At 71.2% G+C, this 26,716-nt stretch carries 18 protein-coding genes; 7 read left to right on the top strand and 11 right to left on the bottom strand.

Annotation, left to right across the window (positions count from 1 at the left end; genetic code table 11):
- The first annotated feature begins 95 nt into the window (after positions 1-95).
- Together AB0I69_RS11490 and AB0I69_RS11485 are read left to right on the top strand one after the other, a co-directional pair.
- Positions 96-1,391: an MFS transporter gene (locus AB0I69_RS11490; RefSeq protein WP_363095377.1), complete on the top strand. Its 1,296-nt coding sequence runs from the start codon at positions 96-98 to the stop codon at positions 1,389-1,391.
- Positions 1,388-1,972, top strand: a complete 585-nt coding sequence (locus AB0I69_RS11485; protein ID WP_363095376.1) for an AAA family ATPase — start codon at positions 1,388-1,390, stop codon at positions 1,970-1,972. The genes AB0I69_RS11490 and AB0I69_RS11485 overlap by 4 nt, the downstream gene beginning before the upstream one ends.
- A 16-nt stretch (positions 1,973-1,988) precedes the next feature.
- On the opposite strand, the gene AB0I69_RS11480 is transcribed toward AB0I69_RS11485, so the two are convergent.
- The 6 genes from AB0I69_RS11480 to AB0I69_RS11455 are packed head-to-tail and all read right to left on the bottom strand — an operon-like array spanning position 1,989 to position 16,803.
- Complete coding sequence (locus AB0I69_RS11480) at positions 1,989-3,071, bottom strand: class I SAM-dependent methyltransferase (RefSeq protein WP_363095375.1); 1,083 nt, start codon at positions 3,069-3,071, stop codon at positions 1,989-1,991.
- Positions 3,068-4,267: a glycosyltransferase gene (locus tag AB0I69_RS11475; RefSeq protein ID WP_363095374.1), complete on the bottom strand. Its 1,200-nt coding sequence runs from the start codon at positions 4,265-4,267 to the stop codon at positions 3,068-3,070. The genes AB0I69_RS11480 and AB0I69_RS11475 overlap by 4 nt, the downstream gene beginning before the upstream one ends.
- A complete protein-coding gene (locus tag AB0I69_RS11470) occupies positions 4,264-5,076 on the bottom strand; it encodes an alpha/beta fold hydrolase (protein WP_363095373.1) in 813 nt (270 codons plus the stop codon). Before AB0I69_RS11470 ends, AB0I69_RS11475 begins: the two co-directional genes overlap by 4 nt.
- A 3-nt stretch (positions 5,077-5,079) precedes the next feature.
- The gene (locus AB0I69_RS11465) at positions 5,080-5,382 is read right to left on the bottom strand and encodes an acyl carrier protein (RefSeq protein ID WP_363095372.1); all 303 of its coding nucleotides are present in this window, start codon (positions 5,380-5,382) and stop codon (positions 5,080-5,082) included.
- Positions 5,379-9,902, bottom strand: coding sequence for a beta-ketoacyl synthase N-terminal-like domain-containing protein (locus tag AB0I69_RS11460; protein WP_363095371.1), 4,524 nt, complete (start codon positions 9,900-9,902; stop codon positions 5,379-5,381). Before AB0I69_RS11460 ends, AB0I69_RS11465 begins: the two co-directional genes overlap by 4 nt.
- Position 9,903: 1 nt before the next feature.
- Positions 9,904-16,803, bottom strand: coding sequence for an SDR family NAD(P)-dependent oxidoreductase (locus AB0I69_RS11455; protein ID WP_363095370.1), 6,900 nt, complete (start codon positions 16,801-16,803; stop codon positions 9,904-9,906).
- A 369-nt stretch (positions 16,804-17,172) separates the two neighbouring features.
- On the opposite strand from AB0I69_RS11455, the gene AB0I69_RS11450 reads away from it, so the two are divergent.
- Positions 17,173-17,778, top strand: a complete 606-nt coding sequence (locus tag AB0I69_RS11450; protein WP_363095369.1) for a GPP34 family phosphoprotein — start codon at positions 17,173-17,175, stop codon at positions 17,776-17,778.
- A gap of 168 nt (positions 17,779-17,946) precedes the next feature.
- Here the strand turns inward: AB0I69_RS11450 and AB0I69_RS11445 are convergent, their stop codons facing one another.
- Both AB0I69_RS11445 and AB0I69_RS11440 read right to left on the bottom strand, forming a co-directional pair.
- Positions 17,947-19,389 carry a HAMP domain-containing sensor histidine kinase gene (locus AB0I69_RS11445; RefSeq protein ID WP_363095368.1) on the bottom strand — a complete coding sequence of 481 codons (1,443 nt, stop codon included), beginning with the start codon at positions 19,387-19,389 and terminating at the stop codon, positions 17,947-17,949.
- The gene (locus AB0I69_RS11440; protein ID WP_363095367.1) at positions 19,386-20,075 is read right to left on the bottom strand and encodes a response regulator transcription factor; all 690 of its coding nucleotides are present in this window, start codon (positions 20,073-20,075) and stop codon (positions 19,386-19,388) included. The genes AB0I69_RS11445 and AB0I69_RS11440 overlap by 4 nt, the downstream gene beginning before the upstream one ends.
- 150 nt (positions 20,076-20,225) lie before the next feature.
- Between AB0I69_RS11440 and AB0I69_RS11435 the strand changes: the two genes are divergently transcribed.
- Positions 20,226-21,563 (top strand): ferredoxin reductase family protein, encoded by a 1,338-nt coding sequence (locus AB0I69_RS11435; RefSeq protein ID WP_363095366.1) that lies wholly within the window; start codon positions 20,226-20,228, stop codon positions 21,561-21,563.
- Between the two features lie 69 nt (positions 21,564-21,632).
- On the opposite strand, the gene AB0I69_RS11430 is transcribed toward AB0I69_RS11435, so the two are convergent.
- Complete coding sequence (locus AB0I69_RS11430) at positions 21,633-21,851, bottom strand: hypothetical protein (protein ID WP_363095365.1); 219 nt, start codon at positions 21,849-21,851, stop codon at positions 21,633-21,635.
- Positions 21,852-21,867: 16 nt separating this feature from the next.
- Between AB0I69_RS11430 and AB0I69_RS11425 the strand changes: the two genes are divergently transcribed.
- The 3 genes from AB0I69_RS11425 to AB0I69_RS11415 are packed head-to-tail and all read left to right on the top strand — an operon-like array spanning position 21,868 to position 23,566.
- Complete coding sequence (locus AB0I69_RS11425) at positions 21,868-22,035, top strand: FMN-binding protein (RefSeq protein ID WP_363095580.1); 168 nt, start codon at positions 21,868-21,870, stop codon at positions 22,033-22,035.
- Between the two features lies 1 nt (position 22,036).
- On the top strand, positions 22,037-22,768 hold the full coding sequence (locus AB0I69_RS11420; protein WP_363095364.1) for an FAD:protein FMN transferase: 732 nt from the start codon (positions 22,037-22,039) through the stop codon (positions 22,766-22,768).
- A gap of 54 nt (positions 22,769-22,822) precedes the next feature.
- Complete coding sequence (locus AB0I69_RS11415) at positions 22,823-23,566, top strand: aminoglycoside phosphotransferase family protein (protein ID WP_363095363.1); 744 nt, start codon at positions 22,823-22,825, stop codon at positions 23,564-23,566.
- Positions 23,567-23,700: 134 nt separating this feature from the next.
- On the opposite strand, the gene AB0I69_RS11410 is transcribed toward AB0I69_RS11415, so the two are convergent.
- A complete protein-coding gene (locus AB0I69_RS11410; protein ID WP_363095362.1) occupies positions 23,701-25,800 on the bottom strand; it encodes a glycosyltransferase family 39 protein in 2,100 nt (699 codons plus the stop codon).
- Positions 25,797-26,639: a dolichyl-phosphate beta-glucosyltransferase gene (locus AB0I69_RS11405; RefSeq protein ID WP_363095361.1), complete on the bottom strand. Its 843-nt coding sequence runs from the start codon at positions 26,637-26,639 to the stop codon at positions 25,797-25,799. The genes AB0I69_RS11410 and AB0I69_RS11405 overlap by 4 nt, the downstream gene beginning before the upstream one ends.
- Positions 26,640-26,716 lie beyond the last annotated feature (77 nt).

Below are 26,716 nucleotides of genomic sequence, written 5' to 3'. Positions count from 1 at the left end.
TCCCGTACGGCATTTCCCGCACCGCTCATCCCCACCCCCCGTCCTCGCACCTCACGTCCCCAACACCCGCACGGTGGTTCACCGAGGAGCTCTCCATGGCTCAGCAGTCCCTCACCCCCGAATCCCTCGACCTGGGCGACATCGCCCGCCGGGCCTCGATCCGTATCCGCTGGGTCCTGGTCGCCCTCCTGGTGATCGGCGGGGTCGTCAACTACCTCGACCGCGCCACTCTGAGCGTCGCCAACACCACCATCGCCGGTGAATTCGGCCTCAACGCAACGGAGATGGGCCTGCTGCTCGCCGCCTTCTCCTGGCCGTACGCCATCGCCAACCTCCCCGCCGGCTACCTCGTCGACCGCTTCGGACCCAAGCGGATGTACGCCTGGGCGGCCGGACTCTGGTCCCTGATGACGATGGTCACGGCCGCCGCACACTCCTTCGGCCTGCTGTACGGGGCCCGGGTCGCCCTCGGGGTCGCCGAGTCCCCGTTCTTCACGGCCAGCCTCAAGGTCAACGAGCGGTGGTTCAACAAGGACGAGCGCGCCCTGCCGATCTCCATCGTCAACACCGGCTCGCAGATCGCCAACGCCATCGCCCCGCCGATCCTCACCGGACTGCTGCTGACGTTCGGATGGCGCGGCATGTTCGTCGCCGTGGGCGCCCTCGGCATCCTCGTCATGCTGGTGTGGCTGCGCGTGTACCGGGACCCCACCCTGCGCGAGCAGGCCATCATCCGGGGCGAGGAGTTGGCTCAGGCCCGCGCGAACGAGCAGGCCAAGCCCGCGAGTTGGGGCGCGCTGTTCCGGCAGCGCAACACCTACTTCATGATCCTCGGCGCCTTCGGCATCTTCTACACGGTGTGGGTCTACCTGACCTGGCTGCCCAGCTACCTCCAGACCTCCCGCGGCCTCAGCCTCTCGCAGACCGGCTGGCTGTCCTCACTGCCCTACCTCTGCGGCATCGTCGGCGTCCTCTTGGGCGGCTGGCTCTCCGGGCGGCTGATCCGCCGGGGCCACTCCGCGGTCGTCTCCCGCAAGGTCCCCATCGTCGGCGGCGCCGTGCTGGCGGCGGCTGCGGTCCTCCCTGTGGCGTACGTCCACAGCACACCGGTCGCGCTCACCCTGCTGTCCCTCGGCTACTTCGCCGCCCAGGTCCCGATGGGCTGCCTGTGGACGCTGGCCTCCGACATCGCCGAGTCCCACCAGGTGGCCTCGCTTGGAGCGATCCAAAACTTCGGCGGCTTCCTCGGCGCCGCGATGGCCCCCATCGTCACCGGTGCCATCCTGGACGCGACGGGCAACAACTACACGTACGTCTTCCTCGTCGGCGGGGCACTCCTGCTGCTCGGCGGCCTGTCGTACCTCTTCTTCGTGAAGGAACGCCGCGCATGACCACCGCTCCACGGGTCTACTTCGTGATCGGCCCCGCCGGGTCGGGCAAGACCGGCGTGGCCCGGCTGATCGCCGAGTCGAGCGGTGCCGCCTATATCGACAAGGACACCGCCTGCACCCGTCTCACCGAGGCGCTCCTCGAACTCGCCGGCACGGACCGTAACGAGCGGGACCTCAACCCGTACTACCAGTCCGTGGTGATGGACCTCGAATACGCGACGATCCTCGACCTGGCCGCCGACAATCTGCGGCTGGGGCGCCCGGTCGTCCTGGACGCGCCGTTCGGCCGCTACTTCCAACAGCCGGACTATCTCGCCGAGGTGACATACCGTCACAACTGGCCGTCCGACGTCGAGTTGGTCGTAGTCCAGGTCCAGGTCGACAGGGACACCGCCCGCGAACGCGTCCGCGCCCGGGGCTGCGCCCGGGACCGGTCCAAGCTCGCCGACTGGGACACGTTCTGGAAGACGGCCGAGGCGAACGAGTGCCAATGGGCGGACGGCCGGCGGCTGGTGTTCGACAACCGGTCCGACGGTGTCACGGCGGACGCGGTCGCCCGTGCCCTGGAGAGCCTGTCCTGACCGTCTGCGTCATGGCTCAGTCGCGCCGCGCCACCAGCCGATAGGCGTTCGACACCCCCAGCCGGTGCGACAGCCGCTTCACCACGAACCGGTCCAGGAACGTTCCAAGGAGCAGCACCGGTATCCCCGCGATCAGCACCGCCGCGCGCCCCGTACGGGCCAGTCCGGTCGGGGGTTTCGGCAGCCACGGCAGGTTGTCGCGGGGCGCGGCCGTGTCCAGGGCCAGCCAGGTGCCGGCCAGGAGATCGACCGGGTCGTGGGGCTCCGCGTGCTGTTCCGCCACGACGGTGAAGCCCAGGTCGGTGAGTCGGCGGCGCAGGTTCTCGACCGGGATGAAGTGCAGGTGCTGCGGCTGGAGCCACGGCAGCCACCAGCGGCCCAGCAGACGGGAGTAGCGGCTGTCGGGGTCCGGGACCTCGATCAGGAGGTGACCGCCGGGGCGTACGGCCTGGTGGGCCGCCGCCAGTTCGCGCTCGGGCTCCGTGCTGTGCTCCAGGTAGTGGAACATGCTGACCACGTCGTAGTGGCCCGAGAGACCCGGGGCCAACTCGGGGAAGCTGCCGCGATATCCGCGCTCCACCCGCCCCGCCTGCTCGGCGAGTTCGGCACCGTCGGTGAAGTCGAGGCCGTCGAAGGTGGTGTCGGGGTACACCGTGCGGGCCGACTCGCAGAAGTGACCGTGGCCCGTCCCGACGTCCAGCCAGTTCTTGGGGGTTGGCGAGTGCGGGAGGAGTGACTCCGCGCGCTGCTCGTACATCTTTGTGCGGGCCGCGAACGTGTTGCCCAACTGCTTCTCGCCCAGGCCGTCGTAGAAGTCCCTGTAGTAGAACTCCAGCCCGGCCGGGCTGAGCCGGGGGTTCTGGAAGGTGTGCCGGCAGTCCTCGCAGCGGTCCAGGACGAACGTCCCGGGCTTGTGCTGGATCAGGTCCTTCGTGCGCAGCCGGGTCCGCAGCCGGGACGAGTCGCACCAGGGGCAGGTCTCGCGCCGGGGTTCGAAGAAGCGGTCCAGGCCCTCCGCCAAGTCGGCCTGGTAGGTGGGCCGTAGGGCCGCCACCTGGTCGTTGCGGCTCGGGGGCTTGGGATCGTCCTCGTTGCTCACGGGGTCTCCTTCGGGGGCGCGCCGGTGGCCAGTTGCTCCAGGTGGGTCGCCGCCGCGCGGGGCCCTCCGGCCGCGCGGAACGCCGTACGGATGCGGCCGGCCGCGGCGCGGTGGTCGGGTTCGTGGAGTACGGCGTCGATCGCCGCGCCCAGCTTGGGGGCGGTGACCCGGCCGAAGCGGACGCGGATGCCCGCACCCGCGCCGGTGACCTGCCCGGCGATCACCGGCTGGTCGTCGCGGATCGGTGCCACGACGAGGGGGACGCCGTGCCACAGCGCCTCGCAGACCGTGTTGTGCCCGGCGTGGGAGACGACCGCGTCCGCCCGTTCGAGGAGCGGGAGTTGGGGGATGGAGGGCAGGACCAGGAGGTCCTTGTCCTCTTCGCTGGACCGGTCCAATGCGCCGCCCGGGTCGGCGATCACCGCCTGGACGCGGTCCGTTCGCGCCCGCAGTGCCGTGACGCACTCGGTGAGGAAGCGGGCGCCCACATCGGTGTTGGCGGTGCCGAGGCTGACCAGGACCAGGGAGCGGGACCGGTCCAGCCAGTCCCAGGGGAAGTCCGGCGCGGCCGGGCGGGGCGCGATCGACGGGCCGACCCAGCGGATCTGTTCGCCCTGCCGTGCTTCGGGGCCGACGAGTTCCGGGGTGCTGAACGCGAGCACCAGATGCGGCGAGAAACGGGGGTCGCCGGTGCCGGACGGGTCGCCGAGGTCGGTGCGGAGCCGGTGCAGCAACTCGTCCAGCCAGAGGCCGACTTTGGGGATGCCCGCGAACACGTCGGTGAACTCTGCCGAGGTGGTGGCCGAGGTCGCCCACGGCACCCCAAGACGTTCCGCCACCAGGCCGCCGGCCAGGGCCTGTTGGTCGGCGACAATCACATCGGGCCTGAACTCCTCGACGGCGGCGGTGACTCCGGGCGCCATCTGCTCGGCGAGCGGCGCGAGGAAGGCCTCCCACAGGAACTTCAGCGCCTCCGGTCCGCGGATGTCCGGCGGTCGTACGCCCTCGTCCATGCCCGGGACCGGTCCTGCGCACGGGAACACCCGCGCCGACTCGCCCGCGAGCCGCCGTACGAGAGCGGGGTCGGCGCAGGCCCACGCCAACTCATGGCCGCGCGCGGCGAGTTCGGCGGCCACGCCGGTCGCCGGGTTGATGTGGCCGACCAGCGGCGGTACGACGAAGAGGAAGCGGCTCACCGGACGGCCACCTCGGTCGCGCTCGCCTCCTGGATCAGGGAGAGGATGTGGCCGCCGACCGTGCCCGCCGCCTCGACCAGCACGGAGTGCTCATGGCCGGGGACGACGACGGTCCGGCAGTCGGGCAGCACGGACTCCAGCCACGGTGCGAGCAGGGCGAGGTCCGAGTCGCCGCCGTAGATGCCGAGCACGGGGCAGTGGACCGCCCCGATCTGATCCTCCGTCAACACACGGCTGGCCGGGATGTCTTGAGAGAGGGACGTCTCGCGGGCCAGGCGGGCGGCGCCCTTCGCGAGTCGGGCGGTGTTGTGGCCGCGGTTCGCGCTGATCCAGGCGATGGCGTCGTCCTCGTTGTGCGCCAGCTGGTGCAGTACACGGTCCAGGATGCCGCCGAGTTTCGGCGCCCAAGCGGTGGTCGCCGGTTCCGACTCGATGAGGGAGACGCTCGCGGCGCGCTTGGGGTGGCGGGCCGCGTAGCCGAACGCCACTGTCCCGCCATAGGAGTTGCCGACCAGGTGGACCGGGCCGGTCACCTCCAGGCGGTCGAGCAGCGCCTCCAGGTCGTCGATGTTGTCGTCGAGGGTGTAGCCGGTGGCCGGGCGACCGCTGCGGCCGTGACCGCGCAGGTCGTACATGACGACGTCGACGCCGGCCAGCGCGAACGGCGGTGCGATGGTGAAGTAGTAGCTGGCCAGGCTGTCGGTGAGCAGGCCGTGCACCAGCACCGCCGTGGCGGTCACCTGGCGACCGGCGGGCGGGCTCATTCTCTGTACGTGCAGCCGGAGTTGACCGGTGTCGACCATCGCCATCGCTCAGCCCGCCTCGGCTGCCTTGAGGCTCTGCACGACGTACTCCACGAGCCGGCCGACGGTGAGTTCGATGATCTCGTCGAACTCCATTCCGGCCAGGAACTCGGCGAAGTTGACCTTCGTGCCGTAGTGCTCCTGGAGCAGACCGGCCAGGGTGACCAGGTCGATGCTCTCCAGTTCCAGGTCGCGGTTGAAGGTCGTCGTCATGGTGATCTCGGCGTCGTCCACGCCGTACTCGTCCTCCAGGAGCGCGGTCAGCATGCCGGTGAGGTCGGCGAGGACGGCGTCCTCGGTGGTGGGGGTCATCGGTCGTACTCCTCTTCGTGCGCGGGTCCCGTCGTCCAGGCCACGACGTAGGTCCTGTCCGGCAGATTGGGGGGATTGCCGGCCGGCTCGCAGTGCACCGTGTAGGCGCGTTCCAGGCGCCCCGACACCAACAGCCGTGATCCGGAGACCACTTGGAAGACGGCGAAGTCGCGCGGCCGTCCGCGGAACCCGGTGCCCTCCGCCTTGGCGACCGCCTCCTTCGCCGCCCAGAAGCGGGCGAACCACAGCGCCTCGGACTCGCCGGTGGCGGTCAACTGGGCCCGCAGGAGCGCCAGTTCCTCCTCGCCGAGAGCGGTGGTGAGGGTGGTGGCGGGGCGTTCCACGACCTCCTCGATGTCGATCCCGGGGCCGGGACCAGGGGCGTGCGGCCGTACGATCGCGACCGCGGCCTCGGCGCGGTGGGCCAGCGAGACGTCCAGCGGGGGCAGGGTCCGGCCGTGCAGGCCGGTGACGTACGGGCGGCCCGACTCGTCGTTGTGGACCCGGATCTCGGCCGGATAGACCGGCCCCTCGCCTTGACCCCAAAGCCACTGCCGTACGGCGTCCTTCACCGCGATTCGCCCCAACAACCACTGCCTGCGCCCGCGCGGCGGATGCTCGGCGTACTGCGAACGTTCCACGCTGCTCAGGGAGTTGCGCATGATCAAATCGCGGGAGGCGAGGTCGGGCCAGCGCTCGTTCAGCAGGGTCCGGCCGCCGGGGCGGGACTCGGAGAGGGTGTTGCGCTCCGGGAAGCGCTCGACGGGCCTGGTCTGCGGGTCGTTGTCGAAGCGCCGGTCCTGCCAGCCGGTGAGGTCCGCCCACACCTCGCCGTCGACCGTGAGCTGTACGTCGGCTTCGAGCGAGGTGTCGGTGAGCGAGGTGATCCGCACCAGGCACTCCACCTCGGTGCCGGGGCGCGGATGAGGGCCGTAGAAGCGCATCTCGCGCATTCCGACCGGGAAGACGACGGTCCGTTCGGTGAGGGTCGACATGATCCAGTAGCCGAGGATCTGACCGACGTTGTCGAGCAGGGCGCCGGGGGCTGAGGGCGTGGTGATCACGCCGCGTACGTGGCGGTCGCCGATCGCGGTGAGTTCGGTGACGCCCTGGAACGCCGGGCCGTGGAACATCCAGCGCTCGTCGTAGAGATGGGACGCGGTGTGGTCGGGGGTGCGTTCGGTGCGGGGGTCCAGGCGGGGGTGCGGTGGGGGTGATGTGGCGTGGGCGGGGGCCAGTTCGACCACACCGCGGGCGTGCGGGCCGAAGGAGACGGCGAGTCGGTCGGGGGCTTGGGCGATCACCTTCACCGGCACGTCCACCGACGGTGTCGCCGTCAGCCACCGGTCGAACCTCGCGTCATGTACGGCGACCGCGCGCATGCCCGGGGCGGCCCGCTCCGCCGCCTCGATGATGTGCTGGACGATCGTGGTCGCGGGGACCACGGGCCAACGGTCCGCCACGTCCGGCCAGTTGGGGCGCTGCGGGAAGAAGCAGTGGTCCAAGAGGTAGGGCATCGACTCGGGGGAGACATGGACCGTGGTCTGCCATTCCCTTGGGGGAGTGGGGAGTTGGGGCGGGGGAACAGGGGCGGACACCCGGGGCGCGGGGACGGGTGCGGTGGCGATCGGTGCGCTACGACGGCTGCCCGCGCTGATGAGTTGGGCGGCCGTGTCCGCGGTGTCGCGCATGAGGGCGTGCAGTTCGGCGGCGGCCGGGAAGCGGTCGGTGAGTGCGTCGAGGGGGGACAGGGCGGCGAGGGTCGGTGTGTTCGCGGCGGTCGGCGTGCGTAGTTCCGCCCGCAGCTTCACCAGGGTCGGGGCGTCCAGGGACACGAGTGCGCCGTCCAGGTCGAGCCGTACCGGAGGCATCTCCCGTCGTGGCGCCGGTTTCTGGGCGGCCAGTGCCGTCGGATCCACTGTTCCGCCCGCCGCCCACAACGCGACCGCCACGCGCCGGAGTTGGGCCAGCCCGGAGCGGTGGGGCGAGTTGGCGGCCACGACCAGGTGATCGCGTCCACTGAGCGTGGCGTCGATGAGGGAGCCGAGTTGGCCCGTGCCGACCTGGACGAACGCGCGATGGCCGGCGGTGTACATGGCCTCGACGAGTTGGCGGAAGCGCACGGGTTCCAGGAGGTGGCGGATGAAGAGTTCGCGTACCGCCTTCTCGTCCCCGGGATACGGCGAGGCGGTCGTCCCCGACCACAGCGGGACCGTCGGCGGATGGAGACGGAAGCGATTCGTGGCCTCCTCGATCGGCGCGAGGTAGGGCTTCAACATCGGTGTGTGGAAGCCGGATTGGAACGGCAGGACCTGACTCAGGACACCCTGCGCGCGGAAGGACCGCACGAACTCGTCCACGGCCCTGTCCGGTCCGCACACCATCGACTGGCCCGGCGCGTTGTCGTGGGAGAGCACGATCCCGGCGTCCGGCCAGTCGGCTGCGAGCGCCGCCAGCACGCGCTCGGCCGGGGCACCGATCGCACCGAACGCGAGGCCGGGGACCGTCACCAAGTCGGGGTCGAACGACTCCATGAAGTCGCTGACCTCGTCCGCCGAGTACACCCCGGCGGCCGTCATCGCCGTCCACTCGCCGACGCTGTGTCCGGCGACCGCGTCCGGTACGACGCCCATCTTGCGCAGTGCGGCGTCCAGCAGTCGCCCGATGCCGACCACATCGAACCCGTGGCGGCCGACATCCCCTACCTGAGCGGGGGTTGCGGACCGGCTCTCGCGCAGACCGAAGTGCGCGGCCACGTCCTCGACCCGGGGCGCGAAGTCGCCCTCCAGGCCCGGGAAGACGAACGCCAGCTTGCCCGCGCCGGGCCCGATCAACGGGCTCGGCGTGAACCACACATCGCTACGGCCCTGCCACGCCCGCCCCTTGGCCACCGCCCGGCGGGCGAGTGCGAGCCGCTTGGCGTCCGGGGCGACGATGCCGAGGCGGGAACGGCCCGAGGTGGCAGGGGGGTTGCCCGCAGCCAGGAGGGCGGAGTCGTCGGCGTCCAGCAGCGCGACGAGAGCCTCGGGGCTGTCGGCGGCGAGCATCAGCACGCGTTCCGGTTCGTCGACGACCACCGCCGCCGAGCGTGCTGCGCGCGCACCGGGTGCCTCCTCCAACACCACATGCGCGTTGATGCCGCCGAAGCCGAACGCGTTGACCGCCGCCCGCCGCACCGGCTGTTCGGGAGTCGTCTCCCAGGGTGCCGCCTTCTCCAGCGGACGGAACCGGGTGGCCGCGAGCGCCGGATGCGGGTCGTCGCAGTGCAGGGTCGGCAGCAGCATCCCGTGATGCACGGCGAGGGCGGCCTTCACCAGACCGGCCACTCCGGCGGCGGGCATCGTGTGACCGATCATCGACTTCACGGAGCCGATCACCGCACGGTCGTCCGATGCCCCCGTGTCCCCGAACACCTCGGCCAGCGTGGCCAGTTCGGCCGCGTCACCGGCGGGCGTCGCCGTGCCGTGCGCCTCAAGGAGGCCGATGGAACCGGGCAGCGCGGGATCCAGCCCCGCCGCCTGCCAGGCCTGCCGTACGGCGTGGGTCTGGCCGGTCGAGTCGGGGTTGACGAGACTCGCGGCGCGGCCGTCGCTGGACACACCGGTGCCGCAGATGACGGCGTAGACGCGGTCACCGTCGCGTTCGGCGTCGGCGAGCCGCTTGAGGACGACCACTCCCGTGCCCTCGCCGATCAGGATGCCGTCGGCGCCGCGGTGGAAGGGGCGGATGCGCTGACTCGGGGAGAGCGCGCGCAGCTGGGAGAACACGCTCCACAACGTGATGTCGTGACAGTGGTGCACGCCTCCGGCGAGCATCAAGTCACACCGCCCGGCGGCGAGTTCGGTGACCGCCTGGTCGACGGCGATCAGTGAGGACGCGCAGGCCGCGTCCACCGTGTACGCCGGGCCGCGCAGGTCGAGGCGGTTGGCGACGCGGGACGCCGCGAGGTTCGGGACCAGGCCGATGACCGACTCGGGACTGTCCGGGCCGAGCCGTTCGGTGAACGCGGTGCGGATACGGTCGAGTTGGCCGGGGTCCAGGTCGGGCAGCAACTCGCCCAGGGTGCGGACGAGTTGGCCCGCCGTACGGACTCGCTGGTCGAGCCGGACCAGGCCGGGGGTGAGGTAGCCGCCCCGGCCGAGCACGACACCGACGCGCCGCCGGTCGGGCAGTCGGGACTCGCCTCCCGCGTCCGCGAGGGCCGCAGCCGCCACGTGGAGGGCGATGAGCTGGTCGGGTTCGGTGCCGGGCACCGAGTTCGGCATGATGCCGAACCGGGTGACCTCGACCTCGGCCAACGTGTCCACGAATCCGCCGCGCCGGCAGTACACCTGGTCGGCCACGGCCGGACCGCTCGCCGAGTCCGGCCGGTAGTAGTCCGCGTCCCAACGCCCGTCCGGCACCTCACTGATGGCGTCCGTGCCGCTGAGCAGATTCCGCCAGTACGCGTCGAGGTCGGCGGCACCGGGCAGCAGCACCGACATTCCCACGATGGCCACCGGCACTTGACGGTCCGTCATGTCACCAGCCCGAAGCGGTGTAGACGACGGCTCCGGCCGACTCGTCACCCCAGGCGAGCTCGCGCAGCAGGGCCGCGGTGCCCTCCTCGGGATCGATCAGCGAGATACCGCGCCGGGCGTACTCGCGCCCCAACTCCGGGGTGACCATGCCGTGGTGACCGCCGGTCGGCGCCCACGGGCCCCAGTGCACGGTGAGCGCACGGTGCCCGGTGCGGGCGGACCAGTCGGTACCCAGGCTCTGGAGGGCGTCGTTGGCGGCGGCGTAGTCGACCTGGCCCCGGTTGCCGAGGACCGCCGAGATGGAGCCGAACAGCACCGCGAACGCGGGCCCGTTCGGCAGTTCCTCCAGCGCCGACAGCAGGGTTTCGGCGCCGTGCGTCTTCGTGCCGTAGACCCGCTGGAAGGACTCGGTGGTCTTCTCGGCGATCAGCCGGTCCTCGATGACTCCGGCGGCGTAGACGACACCGTCGAGCCGGCCGTGTTCGGCGTGGATCTCCTTCACGGCCTGGAGTGCGGCGTCCGGTTCGCGGAAGTCGACGGAGTGGTAGCGGGCCTGGCTGCCGAGGGCCGAGAGTTCGTCCAGGGTCGCGGTGATCTCCCGCTGGGCGAGCAGGAGTTCGGCGGTGCGGTTGATCTCGGCGGGCGTGAGTCCACCGCCCTTGCGGGCGAGGGCGGCGCGCAGTTCGGCCGGGGTGCGGGCGCCCGCGGTCACCGGGTCCTCGGGGCCGGCCGGAGCGGCGGTCCTGCCGAGGAGTTCGATACGGCAGCGGGAGGCCGCGGCGAGCGCGACGGCGAACTTCGCGGTGATGCCCCGCGCTCCGCCCACCAGCAGTACCACCGAGTCGCGGTCGAGCCCGATCGCGGCGGCCTCCGCGACCCCGTCACCGGCCGGTCCCGCACCGTTGGTCGCGAGGGCGCCGAGGGGCGTCTCGACCAGCTCAAGTCCGTGCCGCCCGGCGGCCGTTCGCAACACGACGGGCTCGGTGCCGGGCGCCAGCAGTTCGGCGATCAGCGCATCGGCGACGGCGGCCGGCGCGGTGTCCGCCAGCTCGACGACCCGGGCGACGGTGTCCGGATACTCCCGTCCCACCGTACGGAACAGTCCGTGCAGCCCCGCCGATCCGCCGTCCGCCCGCTGTACCGCGAGCAGTTGGCGCGGCCCGTGCCGCAGGGCGGCCTGGAACACGGGGAACGCGTCGGGCAGCACAGGCGCCGACGCCGTGAGCGGCACGAGATACAGGACGCCGTCGAACGCGCCGTCGGCGTCGGTGAGTTGGTGCTCGGGGGCGACGATCACCGCGTCGGCGCCGTACGTGGCGAGCCGGGCCGCGAGCGCCTGCGAGCCGTCACCGTCACCGTTGCCGTAGAGGACGAACCGTCGGCCGCTCAGCACGGATGCCGGGTCCGCCGGGTTGTCGCCGTCCTGGTGTGCCAGCAGTACCGGCCGGAGTTGGAGCCGCTTCGGTGCGGTGCCGGTGACCTCGTCCTGGGGGGCGCTGACACTCGGGGGCGTTTCGTCGGCCGCTGCGGGTTGTGTCAGCCGCGCCGACAGCCAGGCCGTGACGGAGGCCGCCGTACGCGCCTTCGCCAGGTCCTCCAACTCCGTGTCGTCGAGCGTCGCGACATCCATCCCGCCGCCGATGCCGAGCCGCCCGGCCAGTTCACCGGCGATCTCGGCGCGCTTGATGGAGTCGATGCTGAGGTCCGCCTCCAGGTCGAGGTCGGGCTCGATCATGTCGACGGGATAGCCGGTGCGTTCGCTGATGATCTCCAGGACGACTCGGAGAACATCGGCCTCGGTGACGGCCTCGGGCGCTGACTCCGGTGGTGCGGTGGGCTGTTGAGCGGCCGGAGTCTCGACAGCGGCCGGTAGCGCGGGTGTCTGCGGCAGCGCCTCGATCACGGCGGGCGCGGGTGCGGGCACCCATGTTCCCTGCGGCGCCCCTCCCTGCACCGCGCCGAAGTACGTCATCAGTACGTCCCGTTGCGCGGCTACCATCTCCCGGCTGGTGCGCAGGAATTCGGAGATGAGCGCGTCCCTGTTCGCCGCGACGGGCACACCGTCCTGGGGGTTCGTCGTCACAGTCGTCTCCACAACGCGTCGGGCCGGTGCGAGGGCACCGGGCAGAAGTGCTCCGGCGGCGGTACGGACCAGCTGTCCGTCGACCGTCCAGCCGGGTCGCGAGGGCACAGGAGTACGGGCCGCGTCGACGGCGTCGCGCCCGTTGAACAGCCATCCGGTACGCACCGGCAGCCCGGCGACGGCCAGTTGGGCCAGTGCGTCGAGCCAGCCGCGCAGCCCGCTGTCCTGCCGCGGCTCGCACGCGACCGTGCGGTGCGGACGGTCGCCGAGGATCTGGTCGACCAGCCGGGTGAGCACAGAGCCGGGACCGGCCTCGACGAAGACCCGCGCCCCCGTCTCGTACATCGCCTCGATCTGCGCGACGAAGCCGACCGGGGAGCCTATCTGCGCGGCGAGTTCGGCCCGGACCTCGTCGGCGCCCTCGCCGTACGGAGCCGCCGTACGGTTGGACCACACCGGGAACTCGGGTGTGAGCACCGGCCGTTGCGCGAGGGCCTGCGCGAACCGCGCGCCCGCCCCCGCCACCAGCGGGCTGTGGAAGGCGCAGGCGACGGGGATGCGCTTGGCGCCGAGACCGGCGTCGCGCAGCAGCCGTACGGCTGTGGCGACTGCCTCCGTGGGGCCCGAAATCACCGTCTGGCGCGGGGAGTTGTGGTTGGCGACCACGACCGAGTCGGGTGCGCCCGCCGTCTTCAGGGCCTGCGCGACGTCCTCGGCACCGGCCGCGACGGCGGCCATGGTCCCCGGGTCGTCCGCGCCGGTGGCTTCGAGGATCGCCGCCGCGCGTTCGGCGCTCAGCTCCAGCAGTGCTTCCGGTGTGATCGCACCGGCCGCGCACAGGGCGACCAGCTCGCCGTAACTGTGCCCGGCCGCCATGTCGGGCCGCACGCCCGCCTCGGTGAGCAGGGCGTGGGCGGCCAACCCGGCGATGCCCAGGGCGGGTTGTGCGACCCGGGTGTCGGTGAGACCGGCCTGCTGGCGGTCGCGGGCGGCGTCGTCGAAGGCGGTGGGCGGGTAGAGCGCGTCGGCGTGGTCGCGGCCGAGGTGCAGATAGTGCTGCAGCTCGGGGAACGCGATGAACACGTCGGCGAGCATGCCGGGCCGCTGACTGCCCTGGCCGGGGAAGAGGAAGGCGACTTGGCCCGTGTCTCCTTCCGGTTCCGCCACATGGATTCCCGAGGTGGGGTCGTGCTCGCCGTCGAGGGCCCGCCGCAGTTGCCCGGCCAGCCCCTCCACATCCCGGGCCACGACGGCCACCTGCACCGGCTCCTGCCGGGCGTCCGAGCGCCGTGACGCGCTCAGCGCGAGGTCGCGCAGCTTCCAGTGGCCCGTCTCCGCGAGCTTCAGGGTCTCCTCGATGCTCCGGCGCGCCGCCCCCCGGTCCGCACCCCGGAACGTGAACAGCTCGGCGGGCCACGCGTCCAGCCCCTGCGCCGGCGGTACGGCTTCGCCGTAAGCCTGGATCACCGTATGGAAGTTGGTGCCGCCGAAGCCGAACGCGCTGAGCCCCGCGACGCGTTCCTCGGCGGGAGCCGCCCAGGGCCGTGGCCGGGCGTGGAAGACGAACGGGCTGCTGTCCTCCTTCCACGCCGAGTTGGGCTGCTTCATGTGCAGGGTGGGCGGCTTGACGCCGGTGTAGAGGGACAGCACGGTCTTGATGAGACCGGCGAGTCCCGCGGCGCACTTCGTGTGGCCGATCTGCGACTTGACCGAGCCGAGCGCACAACTGCCCGTCTCCGCACCGGACTCGGTGAACACCTCGCTGAGGATGGAGAGTTCGGTGCGGTCGCCGACGACCGTGCCGGTGCCGTGCGCCTCGACCAGGCCGACCTCGGCGGGGGAGACACCCGCGTTGCGGTACGCCCGCTCCAGCGCGGCCCGCTGGCCCTCGGGCCGGGGTGCCGTCAGGCCCAGTGAGCGGCCGTCGCTGGAGCTGCCGACTCCCTTGATCACGCCGTAGATCCGGTCGCCGTCCCGCTCCGCGTCCGCGAGCCGCTTGAGGACCACGCACGCGACGCCCTCGCCGAGCGCGATGCCGTCCGCCGAGCTGTCGAAGGCGCGGGAGCGGCCGGTGGGGGACAGGGCGTGCACGGAGGCGAAGAGGACGTAGTCGTTGATGCCGTTGTGGAGGTCGGCGCCCCCGCACAGCACGATGTCGCTGGTGCCGCCCACGAGTTCCTTGCAGGCGACGTCGACGGCGGCCAGCGAGGACGCACAGGCCGCGTCGACCGTGAAGTTGGCCCCGCCGAGGTCGAGCCGGTTGGCGATACGGCCCGAGATCACATTGGAGAGCATGCCGGGGAAGGAGTCCTCGGTGAGCGTGGGGAGTTGCTCCTCGATGCCCTGCGGGATCTTCCCGAAGTAGGAGGGCAGTACGGCACGCAGCGTGGTCGCGTTGGACAGGTCGCTGCCCGCCTCCGCGCCGAACACCACGGAGGTGCGCGCACGGTCGAACTCCCGCCCCCGGTCCCCGTATCCGGCGTCCTCCAGAGAGCGCCGGGCCGCTTCGAGGGCCAGCAGCTGGACCGGTTCGATGCTGCCGAGGGAGGTCGGCGGGATGCCGTAGCGCAGCGGGTCGAAGGGGATGCGCGGGAGGAAGCCGCCCCACTTCGACGGGGTGGCGCCGTCCTTGTCGGCCGAGTAGTGCACGGCGGGGTCCCAGCGGTCGGGCAGGACCTCGTCGACGGCGTCGCGTGCGCCGAGGATGTTCGCCCAGAACGTGGGGAGGTCGGGGGCCTGCGGGAACATGCACGCCATGCCGATGACAGCGATGTCCAGGGGGGCCGGGGCCTCCGGCTCGACGGTCTCCTCAACGCCCAGGCGGGCGCGGGAAGTTCGCGCGCTCTCGGCCAGGAAGTCGGCGGCCTCTTCGGTCACCGAGCGGTGCAGGGCGTCGATGGTGGTGGTCGCCGTACGCAGCACGGCGACCTCTCCGGCCATGAACATCCCCTCGGCGAGCTGGCGTTGCTCGTCCACGGCGGCCAGTGCTCCGGCGGCATCCCGCTCGACACCCTTGCTGGCGATGCGCAGCCGCCCGACGTTGAGCCGCTCCAGCTTCTCCCAGATCTGCCGATCGGGTACGCCCTGCTCGCGCAACTGGGCTTCGAAATCGAGGTAGTTGTCGCTGAACGGGCTCGGCACACAGCGGGTGGCGTGACCGGGTGCCGTCTCCAGCAACGCGGTCCGAGTGGCCCGTACGACCTGCTCCTGGAACAGGGGCTGGACCGCCCCGCGCGTCACCGCCTCCTCCGTGAACAGATAGGCCGTGCCCATCAGCACGCCGACGGCGGCGCCACGTGCGGTGAGCGGTGCGGCGAGCGCGGCCACCATCGCCGCCGAGCGTCCGTCGTGGACGCCGCCCGCGAAGAACACCTCGACACGCTCCGCCGTGCCGGCCTCGGCCGTCGCCAAGAAGTCGTCCAGGACCGCGAGTTGGGCCTCCCACAGCGGGAAGCTGGCGCGCGGCCCGACATGGCCGCCGCACTCGGAGCCCTCGAACACGAACCTGCGCACCCCCGCGTCCAGGAACTGCCGCAGCAGCCCCGGCGAGGGCACATGCAGGAAGGTGGAGATCCCGGCCCGCTCCAGCGCCTCGGCCTGCGAGGGGCGTCCGCCCGCGATGATCGCGTGCGTGGGGCCCAACTCCCGTACGGCTTCCAGCTGGGCGTTCCGCATCTCCTCCTGTGCGAAGCCGAGCACTCCGACGCCCCAGGGCTGTTCGCCCACGGCGGCGCGGGTCTCGGCCAGCACCGCCCGCGACTGCTCGCCGCTCGACAGCGCCAGCGCGACGAACGGCAGCGCACCGCCACCGGCGACGGCCGCGGCGAACTCCGCCTGGTCGCTGACGCGGGTCATCGGGCCCTGAGCGATGGGGAGTCGGGTGCCCAGCGTCCGGCTCATCGGCGAACCAGCGCGCAAGGCCGCGGCCGGTCCTTCGTACTGCAGGGAGTCCTGCCCGGCGTCCCGTGCGAACTCCCGTATCACAGAGGTCAGTTCGCGCACCGTCCGGCCCGTGTCGCCCCAGCGCTCGGCGAACCGCGCGGCGAGGAAACCGTCCTGGCCGACCGGCAGTAACTGGGTGCGCGGATCGCGCGCCCCGAGCAGTTCGGACACCCGCTCGGCCGGCACCCGAGGGGCGTCCGGGCCGCGCCGGTGCAGTACCCGGTGACCGGCCACCACCGTGGTCTCGGAACCGTCCATCGAGCGCAGTACCGCTGCCGTCGCCTCCGGCAGCCCCGACTCGGCGAGCAGCGCCAACTGGCTGTCCAGGACGACCCCGGCCGCGCCACCGGCGACGGCCGCGACCGCCGTACGGGGGCCGATGCCGCCGCAGGCCCAGACCGGGACGTCCACACCGGGCTCGGCGAGCAGGCGTTGGAGCAGCACGAAGGTGCTCAGCTCGCCCACCCGGCCGCCGCTCTCGGCACCTCGGGCGATCAGCCCGTGCGCACCGGCCCGGACCGCGGCCGATGCCTGGTCCGGGTCGGTGACCTCGACCAGCACCCGGTGCTCCGCGGCGATCTCGCCGACCTGCCACGGGGCGTCCACGGCGAGAACGACGGTGTGCGGGCCGCCGGCAGCGGCCGTCGGGAGCTCCCCCGGACGGATCCGGCAGTGGGCCCCGACTCGTACCCCGAAAGGGCCAGGGGACCAGCGTCGGATTCGCGCCAGTGCCTCTCTGGATCTTCGGTCGCCAATTCCCAGGTCGAGAACCCCGAGCCCACCGGCGCGGCTGACGGACGCCGCGAGTCTGGCATTCGGGTCATGGAACGGGGTGATTCCGATGATCAAGTCTTCGGCGCGCGCGACAGACGTCATGATTCTCCGAATAAACGGTGAAACTGCACGGTGGGGGGTTTCGGCCTGAAGGCGCCGAACGGAATCGCAAAGACGCGAGATGGCTGATTGAAAGCTAGCCCCACTGTTACTCGGCGGTCAACAACGGAAAGGTAAGCACCCCGCCCAGGGAAATGATCCGGCCAGCCGGAGTGGCTCCCCAAACAACCGAAAACCCTGTCAATTTCCTTCAGAGGACACACCATTCGGACCGCAGTGGCGCAAGCGGTCCAAAAGCCCCCGGTATTCATCAGAGGCTCATGGTCCCGAAACATGACCGACTGCGGGAAGGAATTATGTAAACGTTGGGTGTCGATGCCCCCTCGCATGAGCCGCGCTAGGTTGGCACCCATGAGCACACCGCGGGACCTGCTGATCGTTGCCATGGATGTCGCGCCCGACCGCCCCGTCGAGTCGGGTGATCTTTCGCTCGCGCTCGCGGGAGCGGAGGTGATCGACCTTCTCGCCGCCGAAGCCATCACGCTGGACGGCGACCTGATCGTGCCGAACCTCCAAGTTCCCTTGGCGGACGGCCTGTTGGACGAGGCCGCGACCGCCCTTGTGCGGGAGACGCCGTACGAGTCGGTCGAGGACTGGCTGTGGCGTCGGGGGCGTGGCCTGTCCTCGGCGTATCTCGCCGCGCTGGAGAAGGAGGGCCTGGTCGCCCGGCAGCGCGGGCGCTGGATCCCGGTCCGCACCGGCCGGACCGCCCTGGTCGACTCCCCGGCCCGCAGCCGGGCCGCGGACCGCTGGGCCACCGGCGAACCCGTCCTCGCCCAGCTCGCCGCGGCCGTCGGCATCCGTGAGGTGTCGGACGAGGACTCCGCGAAGGTCACCGACGAGGCACTGGACACCGTCCTCGCCCTCGTGCACGACGCGGTGACGGAGCTGGAGGCCGTACGACAGCGCAAGAGCGTCGAGGACGCGGCCTACGACAACGTGTGGCGCGGGATGTGACGGTGGCTTCTCGGGTTCGAAGCACGACAACTGCCGATAAAACAGAGCCAGTTGATGGTCCTGAGCCTCAAGTGACGCCACGTCACCCATGGTAGGCACAAGCCCCGCGCTGAGCTAGAGCGAGCGAAGGCGCACGCTACCCGCGTTCACCGGGATCGCTGCCCGCGTTCACCGGGACGAAGCCGCCCCCAACGGAATCGTCACCGTGAACACCGTCGCGCCGGGCTCCGACGTCAGCTCGACCGAGCCGCCGTGCGCCTTCGCCAGCGACCGCGCCACCGCGAGGCCCAGCCCGCTGCCGCCCCGGTCGCGGCTGCGGGCCTTGTCGACCCGGTAGAAGCGGTCGAAGACCTGGTCCCGGTCGGCCTCCGGGATGCCGGGGCCCGCGTCGGCGACCCGCACCGACGCCGTGCCGGCGGCGACCGACAAGGTCACCGACACCTGCGTCCCGGGCGGGGTGTGCACGGCCGCGTTGGTGAGGAGGTTGTCGAGCACCTGCCGGATACGGATCGGGTCGACGCGCAGCGGGACCGGGGACGGCGGAACCGTCACCGTCAGCGGATGGTCCCGGTGCCCGGCACGGAAGGCGTCCGCGGCCTGCGCCACCAGCTCCACCAGGTCCGTGTTCTCCGGCCGCAGCGGAGTCTCCACATCCGCCGCGTCGAGCCGGGCCAGCAGCAGGAGGTCGTCGAGGAGGATGCCCATCCGGGCGGCCTCGGCGCGCAGCCGGGCCAGGTGCTTGTCCCGCTCCTCGGGCACGTTGGCCGCCGCGTACTGGAACAGGTCCGCGTAGCCGCGCACCGACATCAGCGGCGTCCGCAGCTCGTGCGAGGCGTCCGCGACGAACCGGCGCAGCCGCTGCTCCGCCTCCGCGCGCACCGCGAGGGAGTCGTCGATGTGCTCCAGCATCGTGTTGAACGCGGTGCGCAGCTCCTCCACCTCGGGCCCGCCGTCGCCCCGCTCGGCGCGGAGCGGCAGCCGGGCCGCCGACTCGCTGAGGTCGTGCGAGGCGATGCCGTGGGCCGTGGTCGCCATGTCGCTGAGCGGTCGCAGCCCGCGCCGCAGCAGGTTCCGCCCTATGACCACCAGCACCAGCAGCGCCAGCGCGAACGCCACCACCTGCACCGTGACCAGCTGCCGTACCGTGCTCTGCACGTCCGCCAGCGGTGCCGCGCTCACCAGCACCACACCGGGTTCGACCTCGCAGGCCCGCAGCCGGTAGGTGCCCTTGCCGTCGATCGTCACCGTGCGGGAGATCTCCGTGGTGGAGTGCGCCATCGTCTTGGCGAGGGCGGTGAGCGCGCGGGTGTCGTCCGGTACGTCGGAGGGCTGGCGCAGTTTCGGGGTCGTGCCCGAGACGTCGTAGACCGCCGTGTACCAGCCGTAGTACGGCTTGCGCTGGACGATGCCGTGGGCCGCCGCGTCCTTGGACTGGACGACCTGGACGAGCTTCATCTGGTCGCTGACCTGGCGTTCCAGATAGTCCCGCATGTACATCGTCAGCGCCGTCCCCACGACCGCGAACACGATCAGCGAGAGCACCCCCACGCCCAGTGCGAGGCGGGTGCCCAGGCGTACCCGGCGCCAGTTGTGGCGCAGTCGTCGGATCATTCGGCGGCCTGCCGGATCACGTACCCGAAGCCGCGGACGGTGTGGATCAGCGGATCGTGCCCCTCGTCGAGCTTGCGGCGCAGGCGGCTGACCACCAGCTCCACCACGTTCGAGCGGCCACCGAAGCCGTACTCCCACACATGGTCGAGGATCTGCGCCTTGGTCAGCACGGTCGGCGACTTGCGCATCAGATAGCGCAGGACCTCGTACTCGGTGGGGGTGAGCGTGATGAGGTGGTCGCCGCGTCGCACCTCGCGGGTGTCCTCGTCCATCGTCAGGTCCGCGACCCGCAGCACGGAGCGCGGGAAACCGGGTCCGGCGCTGCGTCGCAGCACGGTCCGCAGCCGGGCCATCAGCTCCTCCACCGCGAACGGCTTGACCAGGTAGTCGTCCCCGCCCCGCGTCAGCCCCGCGACCCGGTCGGCGACCGCGTCCCGCGCCGTGAGGAACACCACCGGCACCATCGTCCCGGACCGCCGCAGCCGGTCCAGCACACCGAAACCGTCGAGGCCGGGCAGCATCAGGTCGAGCACCACGATGTCCGGTTCGAACTCGGCGGCCACGGTCAGCGCCTCCTCACCGGAGTACGCGCACGCGGCCTCCCAGCCCTCGTACCGGGCGACCGTCGCGACAAGGTCGGCGATCGGCGGGTCGTCGTCCACGACGAGGAGTCGTACTTTGTCCACCCGCTCATACTGCGTCACGCACCGGTGGACGCCAGACCCGCGTCACCGTCCCACCCACATCGATAACCACTTGAAAGTTGTCCGACAGGAAAAAGACAGCTCCCCGAGGTCAAGCTCGACTCCCAGGACCCGATCAAGGAGCTGCCGTCCGTGACGACCGTCCAATCACCCCCTGCGCCCCCCACGGCGATACGCCCCAGGGTGGTGGCCCGCACGGGCCTGTACGCCGTGCTGGCCGCGAACGTCGCCGTGGTGACCGTCTTCTTCGCCCAAGCGGGATTCGCCTCCAACGCGCTCATCGTCATCGGCCGCCTCCTCGGCCTCTACGGCGCGCTCGTCATGGCCTTCCAGCTGCTGCTGGTGGCCCGCCTGCCCTGGCTCGACCGCCGGATCGGCATGGACCGGCTCACCAACTGGCACCGCTGGACCGGCTTCGCGCTCCTCTGGACGCTGCTCGGGCACCTCGTGTTCATCGCCTTCGGCTACGCGGAGGGCACCGACACCGGCCCGGTCGGCGAGGTCGTCGACCTCGCCGAGACCACCGAGGGCATCCTGCGCGCGCTCGTCGCCTTCGCCCTGATCCTCGTCATCGGCGCGACCTCCGCCCGCTACGCGCGACGCCGACTCGCCTACGAGACCTGGCACTTCATCCACCTCTACACCTACGTGGCCGTGGTCCTCGCCTTCACCCACCAGGTCGCGGTCGGTACGACGTTCACCGCGTCGTCCGCCGCCACGACGTACTGGTACGCGGTGTGGGGCGTCGCGCTCGGCTCGGTCGCCCTGGGCCGCGTGATCCTCCCTCTGTGGCGCAACCTCCGCCACCAGCTCCGGGTGGAGGCGGTGGTCCCCGAGTCCGACAACGTCGTCTCGATCTACATCACCGGCCGCGACCTCCACCAACTCCCGGCCCAGGCAGGCCAGTTCTTCCTCTGGCGCTTCCTGACGAAGGATCGCTGGTGGCAGGCCAACCCCTTCTCCCTCTCGGCCGCCCCCGACGGCACCCGCCTCCGCCTCACCGCCAAGACGGCAGGCGACGGTACGGCCGCATTGCGCCACCTGAAGGTCGGCACCCGCGTCTTCGCCGAGGGCCCCTACGGCGCCTTCACCACCCTGCACCGCACGAAGTCGGAGTCCCTGCTCATCGCGGGCGGCGTCGGCGTCACCCCGATCCGCGCCCTGCTGGAGGACCTGGAGGGCCACGCGGTCGTCATCTACCGCGTCGCCACCGACCGGGACGCCGTCCTCTACGACGAGCTGGTGGAACTCGCCCAGGCCAAGGGCGCCCAACTCCACCTGGTCACCGGCCCACCCGTCCCCGACAAGCTCGCCCCACGCGAACTCGCCCGCCTCGTACCGGACATCGCCGACCGCGACGTCTTCCTGTGCGGACCGCCGCCGATGATGAACGCGGTGCTGCGCAGCCTCGGCGACATGGGCGTGCCCAAGCAGCAGATCCACTTCGAACGCTTCAGCCTGGCGGGATGAGAGAAGAATCGTGAAGCGAGTCATACCTGTCCTGGTGCTGTCCGTCGCGGGTCTGATCCCCGTGTGGCGCTATGAGCCGTCCATCGGGACGACGACGAGTTCGACAAGTACGACGACCACGGAGGCGGTCTCGACACCGACGCCGACTCCTACGGCTACTTCGTCGTCCGGGGCGTCGTCCGGGTCTTCGTCGACCCCCTCCGCGTCCTCGAAGATGGTCGTCCAGGGCACCGCGATCAACACGTCCAAGGGCACCGTGCAGGTGCAGGTGACCTTCGAGGGCGACAAGATCAGCTCCGTGAGCATGCTCCAGCAGCCGGACCACCCGCAGACCACGGCGGCGGTCCCGGTGCTGATCGAGGAGACCTTGAAGGCGCAGAGTTCGAAGATCGACACGGTGTCCGGCGCCACGATCACCAGCGACGCCTACGTCCAGTCGCTCCAGGCCGCGATCGACGCCAAGGGCGCGTGAGATGCGCCGAGTTGAGCATGTGATGGGGTTCCCGGTGTCGTTGCGGGTCGACGACGAGGGCATCGAGGACAAGGTGGCGGACGCGCTGTTCGCCTGGCTGCGCGAGGTCGACGCTCGCTTCAGCCCGTTCCGCCCGGACAGCGAGGTCTGCCGTTACGACCGCGGCGAGCTGCAACTCCGGGACCTCAGCGCGGACTTGACCGAGGTGCTCGACCTCTGCGAGCAGTACCGGATCGCGACCGGCGGTGCCTTCGACGTCCGGCTGCCCGGCCGGCCCCTCGACCCCTGCGCGGTCGTCAAGGGCTGGTCGGTGCAGCGGGCGGCGGAACTCCTCACCGCCGCCGGGGCCCGGCGCTTCATCCTCAACGCCGGCGGCGACGTGGTCGTGGCCGGCGGCCCGTGGCGGGTGGGCGTACGGCACCCCGAACACGCCGACCAGCTCTGCACGGTCCTTGAGCTGACCGACGGGGCGGTGGCGACCTCCGCGCGCTACGAGCGCGGCGACCACATCGTCGACGGCCGCACCGGCACTCCCGCGACCGGCCTGCTCAGCATCTCCGTCGTGGCCGCCTCGCTCACGGAGGCCGATGCCACGGCCACCGCGGCCTTCGCGATGGGCCCGGAGGGCGTCGACTGGGCCGCCGCCCGGCCCGGCTGCGAGGTGTTCGCGGTCGACGCCGAGCGACGGGTCCGCCGTACACCGGGATTCCCGGTCGCGACGGTCGCCGCGTAGGCGCACGCATAAACCCGGCGATGTCGGCGATCGTCCCCGGGATACTGATCGCCCATGGATGAGGTCGAAGTCGTCGTCGCCCATTCCGAGCGCGCGACCCTGCGCGTGGGCGACGTGTTCCTGAAGGTGGACGCCGATCGTGCGCGCATCGACGCCGAGGTCGAGGCGATGGCCCTCGCGCCGGTCCCGACGCCGGAGGTCCTGTGGCACAAGCCACCCGCGCTCGCGCTCGCGGCGGTCCCGGGGACGACACTCGGTCGCCTCGGCGGGCCGTCGACCGGGTCGCCGGCGGCGTGGGCCGCGGCGGGCGCCGCCATCCGGAAGCTGCACGACGCGCCCCTGCCGCCCTGGCCCGGCCGGGGAAAGGGCGTCGACGCGTTGACGGCGGAACTCGACGACGAGTGCGAGTCGCTCGTGACGAACGGCGTCCTGCCCGCCGACCTGGTCACCCGCAACCGCCAGGTCGCCGAGGCCGCGCTCCGGCCGTGGACTCCGGCGTTCACGCACGGCGACCTCCAGATCGCGCATGTCTTCGTCGACGGCGACGAGGTCACCGGCATCATCGACTGGTCCGAGGCGGGCCCGGGCGACGCCCTGTACGACCTCGCCACCTTCACGCTCGGACACGAGGAGCACCTCGGTGACCTCCTCGCCGGCTATGGCACCGACGTCGACCTCGATGTCATCCGCGCGTGGTGGTCGTTGCGAAGCCTGCTGGTGGTCCGCTGGCTGAGCGGGCACGGCTTCGACCCGTTCGCGCCGGGCTGCGAGGTCGACGTGCTGAGATCCCGGATGTGAGGCCGCGCGGGCCTGCCGCTACGCCCTTCATCGCGCGGATGCGGACAAGCGGATGCGGACAAGCGGATGCGGACAAGCGGACGGGCCGCCGGGGTGACCGGCGGCCCGTCCTGTCGGGAAATGTGGCTGGTGGTTCAGCTGACGTCGGAGGCGTCCAGGCGGTACAGGCCGCTGCTCGTCGACGACGAGGTCGACGAACTGGTGCTGTACGCCGAGGACTTGACCGCCGTGCCGTGGGCCTTGACCCAGGCCGTGATCGCGGAGTTCGTGCCCTGGCCGCCGTCGCTGCTGACGATGATGTAGTGCAACTTGCCGGACTTCACCAGGGACTTGAGCTTGGCGAGGGTCATGGCGTTGTCGCTGCCGGACCAGCCGCCCATGGAGATCACGGGCTGACCCGACTCCAGGATGATCGAGGAAGCCGTCTGGTCGGTGGACACCGCCAGCAGCCAAGTCGCCCCGTCCTGGTGCTTCTTGAGGTACGTGATCATCTCGGACGAGACCTGGGAGCCGCCGCCCATACCGCCGCCGGCCTGCTGCGTACCGGACTTCGAGGAGTTCGAGGAGGAGGAAGGCGCCGAACCGGTGCCCGAGGGCCTGGTGCCGGACGGGGCCGAACCGCTGGGCTTCGTACCGGACTTGGTGCCGCTCGGAGCGCCGCCCATGCCGCCACCGCCGCCACCCATACCGCCACCCGTGCTCGGACCGGCCGTCGGGTTGGTGCCGTTGGTCGAGGAGGTCGCCGCCGAGACCGAGTAGGCCGCGGGACCCGCGAGGAGGGCGACGATCGCCGCGAGGGCCGCGAAGCCCATCAGGCGGTGGCGCTTGGTGAACCGGCCGACCAGCAGGCCGAGTACAGAAGCCGCGCCTGCCACGGCGACCACGATCTCCGCGACCGTGTACACCGTGCCGGAGCCGGACACCCGCTGGAGCAGGACGACCGCCCAGACGGAGCTGGCCGCGATGGCGACCGGCAGCACCCAGGCCCACTTCGCAGCCGCGCCCTCACGGAAGGCGCGGTACAGCAGCACCCCGCCCGCACCGGCCAGGGCCGCGATACCGGGCGCCATGGCGGTGACGTAGTACGGGTGGAAGGTGCCCTCGGCGAGCGAGAACGTCAGGAAGTGGAAGACGAACCAGCCGCCCCAGAGCAGCAGCGCCGCCCGCTTGGCGTCCGTACGGGGAGCGCGTCCGCGCAGTACCAGGCCGGCGATCAACGCGATGGCCGCGAAGGGGATCAGCCAGGAGATCTGGCCGCCCATGATCTCGTTGAACATCCGGTACAGGCCCGAACTGCCGCCGAAGCTCGCCCCGTTGCCCTGCGAGCCGACCGACGAGCTGGCGCCGAAGATGCGGCCGAAGCCGTTGTAGCCGATGACCAGGTCCCACACCGTGTTGTCGGTCGAGCCGCCGATGTAGGGGCGGGAGGACGCGGGGATCAGGTCGACGATCACCATCCACCAGGCGCTGGAGACGACCAGCGCGACGGTGGCGACGGCGAGGTTGCGGATGCGCTTGCCGAGGGAGACGTTCGTCGCCCAGAGGTAGACGACGAAGAACGCGGGCAGGACGACGTACGCCTGCATCATCTTGGTGTTGAACGCGAAGCCGATCGCGACCGCCGACCAGACCAGGGGCATCAACCTGCCGTTGCGGACGGCCTTCAGGAGGGCGACCGCGCCGAGCATCATCAGGAGGACGAGGATCGGGTCCGGGTTGGTGTCGCGGGTGATGGCGACCGTGATCGGGGTGAGGGTGAGGACCAGTGCGGAGATCGTGCCCGCCACCGCGCCGAAGTCCCGCTTGACGCTCCGGTAGAGGAGGGCCACCGAGCCGGTGCCGGCCGCGACCATCGGGAGCATCAACTGCCAGGTGCCGTAACCGAATACGCGGGCAGAGAGGCCCATCACCCACAGGGCGAACGGTGGTTTGTCGACGGTGATGAAGCTGCCGGAGTCGAGCGCGCCGAAGAAGAACGCCTTCCAGCTCTTGGTGCCGCTGTAGACGGCCGCGTCGTAGAAGGTGTTGCCGGTGATCGAGGTGAGGTTCCAGGCGTAGAGCGCCGTGGCCAGCAGCAGGATCGCCCACAGGGCCGGGCGGGCCCAGCGCGGGTCGTCCTCCGGGCCCGTGAAGAGCCTTCTGGCGCGGGCGGCGACGCCGCCGTCGGCGGGCGGGCCGGCCCGGTGCGAGCGCCGGGCGTCTTCCTGGCTGGGGGGCGGGGCGAGGGTCGTCATGACGCGTACTCCAGGTGTTCCGCGGAAGAGGCGGGCGCCCCGACGGGCAGGACAGGGGTGGTGGTGCGGGTGCGGTGGGGTACGGCGGCGATGCGGGCGCGGCCGGTGACGGTCTGCTTGAACATGCGGCGCATGCCCTTGAGGTCGTCGAGGGCGGTACGGACGATGTCGACGCGGCTGTCGGGGTCGTCGATCCAGTCGACCGGGACCTCGTGGATGCGGAGCCTGTTGCGCTGGGCGAGGACGAGAAGTTCGGTGTCGAAGAACCAGGCGTTGTCCTCGATGTGCGGGGCGAGCGCCCGGAACACCTCGGTGCGGACGGCCTTGAAGCCGCACTGCGCGTCCGAGAAGCGGGCCGCGAGGCCTGCCTTGAGGAGGAGGTTGTAGGAGCGGGAGATGAACTCGCGCTTGGCACCGCGCTCGACGGCCGACTGCCGATGCAGGCGGCTGCCGATCGCCACGTCGCTGTGGCCGGACAGGAGCGGGGCGACCAGGGGCAGGAAGCCTTCGAGGCCGGTGGACAGGTCGACGTCCATGTACGCGACCACGTCCGCCTCGGACCGGCTCCACACCTGCTTCAGGGCGCGGCCCCGGCCCTTGGCGTCGAGGTGCACGGCGTGCACGTGCGGCAGCCGCTGGGTGAGGTCGAGCGCCTCCTGCCAGGTGCCGTCGGTGCTCGCGTTGTCCGCCACGGTGATCGTGAACGGGAACGGGAAGGATGCTTCGAGGTATGCGTGGAGACGGCCGACACTGCCGGCGAGGACGTGCGCCTCGTTGTAGACCGGCACCACGATCTCGACCGACCGCTGCCGGACGCCTCCCGCGTTCTGTTCGTTCATGACGGTGACGATCCGGCCGCTGTCTGTGCGGTCACTGAGCCTTCACTGAACGACCGATGAGAATCAGCGGACTCACA

Source organism: Streptomyces sp. NPDC050508 (genome assembly GCF_040655155.1).
GTDB lineage: Bacteria > Actinomycetota > Actinomycetes > Streptomycetales > Streptomycetaceae > Streptomyces.
The sequence above is the reverse complement of the archived record's forward strand: the minus strand, read 5'-3'. Positions and strand labels throughout refer to the sequence as shown.

Bases quoted from the DNA above. Each gene is read 5' to 3' on its own strand.
- AB0I69_RS11470 (WP_363095373.1), bottom strand. From the start codon at position 5,076: ATGGCGATGGTCGACACCGGTCAACTCCGGCTGCACGTACAGAGAATG.
- AB0I69_RS11425 (WP_363095580.1), top strand. From the start codon at position 21,868: ATGCTCCAGCAGCCGGACCACCCGCAGACCACGGCGGCGGTCCCGGTG.
- AB0I69_RS11415 (WP_363095363.1), top strand. From the start codon at position 22,823: ATGGATGAGGTCGAAGTCGTCGTCGCCCATTCCGAGCGCGCGACCCTG.
- AB0I69_RS11410 (WP_363095362.1), bottom strand. From the start codon at position 25,800: ATGACGACCCTCGCCCCGCCCCCCAGCCAGGAAGACGCCCGGCGCTCG.
- AB0I69_RS11465 (WP_363095372.1), bottom strand. From the start codon at position 5,382: ATGACCCCCACCACCGAGGACGCCGTCCTCGCCGACCTCACCGGCATG.
- AB0I69_RS11490 (WP_363095377.1), top strand. From the start codon at position 96: ATGGCTCAGCAGTCCCTCACCCCCGAATCCCTCGACCTGGGCGACATC.
- AB0I69_RS11455 (WP_363095370.1), bottom strand. From the start codon at position 16,803: ATGACGTCTGTCGCGCGCGCCGAAGACTTGATCATCGGAATCACCCCG.
- AB0I69_RS11405 (WP_363095361.1), bottom strand. From the start codon at position 26,639: ATGAACGAACAGAACGCGGGAGGCGTCCGGCAGCGGTCGGTCGAGATC.
- AB0I69_RS11450 (WP_363095369.1), top strand. From the start codon at position 17,173: ATGAGCACACCGCGGGACCTGCTGATCGTTGCCATGGATGTCGCGCCC.
- AB0I69_RS11485 (WP_363095376.1), top strand. From the start codon at position 1,388: ATGACCACCGCTCCACGGGTCTACTTCGTGATCGGCCCCGCCGGGTCG.
- AB0I69_RS11445 (WP_363095368.1), bottom strand. From the start codon at position 19,389: ATGATCCGACGACTGCGCCACAACTGGCGCCGGGTACGCCTGGGCACC.
- AB0I69_RS11420 (WP_363095364.1), top strand. From the start codon at position 22,037: ATGCGCCGAGTTGAGCATGTGATGGGGTTCCCGGTGTCGTTGCGGGTC.
- AB0I69_RS11460 (WP_363095371.1), bottom strand. From the start codon at position 9,902: ATGACGGACCGTCAAGTGCCGGTGGCCATCGTGGGAATGTCGGTGCTG.